Genomic DNA, 2,152 nt, shown 5'->3' on the forward strand with positions numbered 1-2,152 from the left:
TTATGGGCCTTCGACGGCAACCGCATCGCGGTTCGTTTCGCCTATGAATGGCACGACGATGACGGCCAGTGGTTCCGTTCCTATGGCAACGAAAACTGGCAGTTCGATGCGGATGGCCTGATGGAGCAGCGGCATGCCAGCATCAACGACCTGCCCATCCGCACCGATGAACGCAAATTTCATTGGGACCTTTCCGGCCCGCGCCCGGCCGACCATCCCGGCCTCACCGATCTCGGCCTGTAGCCTCCATGGCCAGGATGGTGCATCAGCGAAGCGACATCCTGCCGGCGATGACGGAAGTCTTCCGCAGCCATGGCTATGACGGAACCAGCCTCGCCTTGATCGGGCAGCACACCGGCCTCGGCAAGGGAAGCCTCTACCACTTCTTTCCCGGCGGGAAGGAAGAGATGGCGGCGGCGGTGCTGGCCGAGATCGACGGCTGGTTCGAGCGGACGATCTTCCGGCCGCTGCGGGAGGATGCCGACCCGCAGCGGGCGATCGGCGACATGGTCGCGGCGATCGACAGCTATTTCCGGGGCGGCGGCCGCGTGTGCCTGGTCGGCGCCTTCGCGCTGGGCGAGGTCCGCGACCGCTTCGCCACGGCGATCCGGGACTATTTCGCCGCCTGGACCGCCGCGCTGGCCCAGGCGCTGGTGCGGTCTGGCCTGCCGGAGGCGGCGGCGCACGACCGGGCGGAGGAGGCGGTGGCCGCGATCCAGGGCGCGCTGGTGCTGGCCCGCGCCCTGGACGATGCCGCGGCGTTCCAGCGCCTGCTGGCCCGGATCAGGGCGCGGCTGGCGGAGTGACGCGCGGGTCGAGCAGCCCTTCGTCCTGCAACTGGTGCCACAGCGCGGCCGGGATCGGCGTGGCGGCGTAGCCCATATTCTCCGCCACGCGGCCCGGCTGGCTCATGCCGATAACGATGGCCGATACCGCGGGGTGGCTGAACGGGAATTGCAGCGCCGCGGCCTGCACCGGCACGCCATGGGCGGTGCAGATGTCGGCCAGGCGCTGGCGCCGCGCCACCATGGCGTCCGGTGCGGCGGCGTAGTCATAGGTCAGCGGCCGGCCATCGTCCGGCTTGGTCGCCAGGATGCCGGAGTTGAACACGCCGGCCGCGACGATTTCGACATCCTTCTCCAGCGCCGCTGGCAGCAGGTCGTCCAGCGCGCTCTGGTCCAGCAGGGTGTGGCGGCCGGCGATCATCACGGCGTCGAAATTGCCCGCCCGGATGAAGCGGGTGGCCACGTCGCCCTCATTGACGCCGACGCCGATCGCCTTGATGTGGCCGGCCTTGCGCAGATCGTCGAGCGCCCGGTAGCAACCGTTCATCGCGTCATCGAACATCCGTTCGAAGGCGTCGCTGTGGGTGAAGCGGTCGACGTCATGGATGTAGACGAGGTTGAGGTCGGCGAAGCCCATCCGGTTCCCCGACTGCTCCAGCGCCCGCATGGTGCCGTCATAGCTGTAGTCGAACACCGGCTTCAGCCGCAGCGGGTCGGCCCACAGGCCGTAATCCACCGGCTCGCCATAGGGCGGCACCATGTAGCGCCCGACCTTGGTCGACACGGTGATGCCGTCGCGCGGCAGGCCGCGCAGGAACCGCCCGAGCCGCAACTCGCTGAGGCCGTGGCCGTACAGCGGCGCGGTGTCGAAATAGCGCATCCCGGCGGCATAGGCGGCCTCCAGCGTTTCCTCGGCCTGGCGGTCGGAAACGAGGCGGTACAGCGTCCCCAGGCCGCTGGCGCCGAAGCCGATGCGGGAGGCGAACCCGATGCGGCTCGGCCGCGATGTCTGCGTGCTCATGATCTCGATCTGTTCATGGCCGGGTGGTCGGTCGCCCGTCTTTGTCCTGTCATCCTCGGGCTTGACCCGAGGATCCAGGGGCTTTCGGGAGCAGCTCTCGGTGGCCCCTGGATTGCCCGGTCAAGCCGGGCAATGACAAAAAAAGAGAGGAGGAGAGGGTGAGGGGTCAGGCGCTCAGGCCGGGCAGGCGATAGGCCTCGACCGCCGAGCGGCCGAAGATCTGGGCCTTCTCGGTATCGCTCAGTCCCTCCAGGCAGGTCCGTAGCGCACCGATGACGTCCTCATAGCTGCCGGCGACCAGGCAGACCGGCCAGTCGGTGCCGAACATGCAGCGATCGGGGCCGAA

4 protein-coding genes are annotated in these 2,152 nt (G+C 68.4%); 2 read left to right on the forward strand and 2 right to left on the reverse strand.

From position 1 onward, the window contains the following. The coding region (locus AC3XYG_RS32810; RefSeq protein WP_489144087.1) for a DUF1348 family protein at positions 1-243 on the forward strand (243 nt) is incomplete at its 5' end. Positions 244-257: 14 nt separating this feature from the next. Beyond that, on the forward strand, positions 258-806 hold the full coding sequence (locus AC3XYG_RS32815) for a TetR/AcrR family transcriptional regulator (RefSeq protein WP_489144088.1): 549 nt from the start codon (positions 258-260) through the stop codon (positions 804-806). Here the strand turns inward: AC3XYG_RS32815 and AC3XYG_RS32820 are convergent. Beyond that, positions 784-1,806, reverse strand: coding sequence for an aldo/keto reductase (locus AC3XYG_RS32820; protein WP_489144089.1), 1,023 nt, complete (start codon positions 1,804-1,806; stop codon positions 784-786). The genes AC3XYG_RS32815 and AC3XYG_RS32820 overlap by 23 nt on opposite strands. A 166-nt stretch (positions 1,807-1,972) precedes the next feature. Next, on the reverse strand, positions 1,973-2,152 hold a 180-nt coding region (locus AC3XYG_RS32825), incomplete at its 5' end, for an amidohydrolase family protein (protein WP_489144090.1).

The organism is Inquilinus sp. (genome assembly GCF_057815775.1).

Coding starts and splice junctions, on each gene's coding strand:
- AC3XYG_RS32815 (WP_489144088.1), top strand. CDS start 258: ATGGTGCATCAGCGAAGCGACATCCTGCCGGCGATGACGGAAGTCTTC.
- AC3XYG_RS32820 (WP_489144089.1), bottom strand. CDS start 1,806: ATGAGCACGCAGACATCGCGGCCGAGCCGCATCGGGTTCGCCTCCCGC.